The organism is uncultured Cardiobacterium sp. (assembly GCF_938028185.1).
Taxonomy (GTDB): domain Bacteria; phylum Pseudomonadota; class Gammaproteobacteria; order Cardiobacteriales; family Cardiobacteriaceae; genus Cardiobacterium.
The window spans coordinates 1-3,625 of sequence record NZ_CALJAH010000162.1; the positions used below are offsets into that span (position 1 = coordinate 1).

General features: G+C 62.7%; 2 protein-coding genes. Both read left to right on the forward strand.

Translation table 11 applies throughout. The features are described from left to right. Nucleotides 1-173 precede the first annotated feature (173 nt). Nucleotides 174-1,115, forward strand: coding sequence for a riboflavin biosynthesis protein RibF (ribF, locus tag Q0349_RS04885; protein ID WP_298079759.1), 942 nt, complete (start codon nucleotides 174-176; stop codon nucleotides 1,113-1,115). After that, nucleotides 1,102-3,625: isoleucine--tRNA ligase (ileS, locus tag Q0349_RS04890; RefSeq protein ID WP_298079760.1), on the forward strand; the 2,524-nt coding region annotated here is incomplete at its 3' end. The genes ribF and ileS, both read left to right, overlap by 14 nt.

Genomic DNA, 3,625 nt, shown 5'->3' on the forward strand with positions numbered 1-3,625 from the left:
TCCCCAACCCTCCCCCGCTGCGGGCTTCGCCCTGCAGGGGAGGGGGATTTTTCAATTGTAACCACGCCCTGCGACGGCCAAGGCCGTTTACATACACCTTCCCCGCTACCCTGTATGTAAACCGCTTCCCCCGCCGTCCTCTATAATGCGCGCTTTTTCACCCGCGAGGATTCATGCAGATTCACCGTTGGCAGCGGCAGTTGGCGCTGCCGCAGCCCGTCGCGCTTACCATCGGCAATTTTGACGGCGTGCACCGTGGCCATCAGGCCATTTTGCAGACGCTGTTGGCGCAAGCGGCACGCGACAATCTCGCGCCGGTGCTGCTCAGTTTTTTCCCGCATCCGAAGGCGCTGGTGGCGGGCGAGCCGCCGTCGTTGCTCACGCCCCTGCGTGACCGCGCCCATTGGCTCGCCGAAGCGGGCTTGCCGCACTGGCTGTTGCTCTCGTTCACCCATGCGCTGATGCGCAAGGCGCCGGAGGATTTTGTCCGCGATTATTTGCTGCCGCTGCGGCTGCGTTTTTTGCTGGTCGGCGATGATTTCCGCTTTGGTTATCGCGGGCAGGGCGATTTTGCGCTGTTGCAGCGTTTGGCCGATACATACGGTTTCCGCGTGCAGGCGCTGGAAACGGTTCGCGCCAATGGCGGACGCATTTCCAGTTCGCGCATCCGTGCGGCGCTTGCCGCGCATGATTTGGATACGGCGCGCGAGCTGCTCGGCCACAACCTCACCTTTACCGGCAAGGTGCGCCACGGCGACGGGCGCGGCCGGGTGTTGCAGACGCCGACGGCCAACCTGCACCTGCCTGCGGCGTGGTGTTTACCGGATGGGGTCTATGTGGTACAAGTAGCCGTCCCGCAGCCGGGCGCCTGGCATTGGGGTGTTGCCAATGTCGGCACCACGCCCACGTTTGGCGGGATTCGCCGCAAGCTGGAAGTGCATGTTTTTGACCAGAACGCCGCGCTTTACGGGCAGACGCTGCGCGTTCACATCCGCCATTATTTGCGCGACGTGCGCCGTTTTGCCGACGCCGCCGCGTTGCAGGCGCAAATCCGCGACGATATCGCCCGCGCCCATGCTTTTATCAATCAGGAAACCTCTCATGGCAGACTATAAAGATACGTTGAACCTCCCCGAAACCGCCTTCCCGATGCGCGGCAATCTGCCGCAGCGCGAGCCGGAGATGCTCGCCTTCTGGGAAAAGGCCGATATTTACGGCAAGCAGCGCGCCGCCTTCGCCGATGCGCCGAAATTCATCCTGCACGACGGCCCGCCCTATGCCAACGGCGCCATTCACGTCGGCCATGCGCTCAACAAAATCCTGAAAGATATCATCACCAAATCCCGCCATTTGCTCGGTTTCAACAGCCCCTACATTCCCGGCTGGGACTGCCACGGCCTGCCGATTGAGCAGAAGGTCGAGCAGCAAATCGGCAAACCGGGCGCCAAAGTCAGCACCACCGAATTCCGCGCCGCCTGCCGCGCCTATGCGGCGAGCCAGGTCGAGCTGCAAAAAGCCGATTTCATCCGCCTTGGCGTCTTCGGCGACTGGGCGCATCCCTACCTCACCATGCAGCCGCAGACGGAAGCGGGCATCGTCCGCGCCCTGCGCGAGATTGTCGCTAATGGCCATGTGGTGCGCGGTTTCAAGCCGGTGAACTGGTGCTTGGACTGCCGCTCCTCGCTCGCCGAAGCCGAAGTCGAATACGAAGACAAAACCTCCGAATCCATCGACGTCCGCTTTGCCGTGCGCGACCCGGCGGAGCTGGCGCGGCGGATGGGCAGCGACGTTGTCCCGCCTGCGGTGGACGTCATCATCTGGACGACGACGCCGTGGACATTGCCCGCCAACCTCGCCGTCAGCGTCCACCCCGACTACGACTACGCCCTCATCGAAGGCGAGGGGCGCTGGTTCGTCATTGCGCAAGAGATGATTGACAGCGTGCGCGAACGCTGGAGCATCAGCGCGCCGTGGACCGTACACGCCACCGCCAAAGGCGCAGCGCTTGACCGCCTGCCGCTCGCCCACCCCTTCATCGACCGCGATTCGCTCCTCATCAACGGCGACCACGTAACGCTGGATGCCGGTACCGGCTGCGTCCACACCGCGCCCGCGCACGGCGTCGAAGACTTTGAAATCTGCCGCCATTACGGCATCGAAGTCAGCGTCAATCCCGTCCTGCCCGACGGCAGCTTCAGCAGCGACACCCCCTACTTCGCCGGTGAAAACGTCTTCAAGGCCAACCCGAAAATCGTCGTGCAGCTCCTGCGCGACCAAGACCGCCTCGTCCACTTTGAAACCATCCGCCACAGCTACCCGCACTGCTGGCGGCACCACAGCCCGACCATCTACCGCGCCACCGCGCAATGGTTCATCAGCATGGACAAAAACGGCCTGCGCCAAACTGCGCTGGATGGTCTGCAAAACGTCCGCTTCACCCCCGAATGGGGACGCAGCCGCCTCACCAACATGATTGCCGACCGCCCCGACTGGGGCATCACCCGCCAGCGCTACTGGGGCGTGCCGCTCTGCTTCGTCCAGCACAAAGAAACGGGCGAATTGCACCCGGACATCCTCAACATCATGGAAAAAGCCGCCGCCGTCATCGCAAAAGACGGCATCGAAGCGTGGTTCACCCTGGCGCTGGAAGACCTCATCCCCGCCGCCGACCTCGCCGACTACGAAAAACTCAACGACGTCCTCGACGTCTGGTTCGACTCCGGCACCACCCACTACGCCGTGCTGCGCCAGCGCCCGGACATCGGCTACCCCGCCGACCTCTACCTCGAAGGCTCGGATCAGCATCGTGGCTGGTTCCATTCCTCGCTGCTCACCGGCTGCGCCATCGACGGCAAACCGCCGTATCGTGGCCTCCTGACGCACGGCTTCACCGTGGACGAAAGCGGGCGGAAAATGAGCAAATCGCTCGGCAACGTGGTTGAACCGCAAAAAGTCATCAACACCCTCGGCGCGGACATCCTTCGCCTCTGGGTATCGTCTGCCGACTACAGCGCCGAAGTCAGCCTCTCCGACAACATCCTGAAACAGCGCGCCGACGCCTACCGCCGCATCCGCAACACCTGCCGTTTCCTCTTGGCCAACCTGCATGACTTCGACCCGGCCAAACACGCGGTGCCAACCACAGACCTGCTCGCACTTGACCGCTACGCCATCGCCCGCGCTGACGCGCTACAAAAAGCGATTATTGCCTCCTACGAAAACTACGAATTCCACCTCATCTACCAGCAACTCTTCAACTTCTGCGCGGTCGAAATGGGCGGCTTCTACCTCGACATCATCAAAGACCGCCAATACACCATCGCCACCGACAACCGCGCGCGTCGTTCGGCACAAACCGCCATCTGGCACATCCTCGAAGCAATGGTGCGCTGGCTCGCCCCCATCTTGAGCTTCACCGCCGAAGAAATCTGGCAACACATGCCGGGCGCGCGCGCAGAATCCGTCTTCCTCGCCCGCTTCTACGATGGCCTCACCGGTTACGACAGCGCCTTTGATGCCGCCTACTGGGCGGATCTCATCCGCGTGCGCGAAGACGTAAACGTCGCGCTAGAAAACGCGCGCAAAGACGGCCTCATCGGCGGCTCGCTCGAAGCCGCGCTGCACA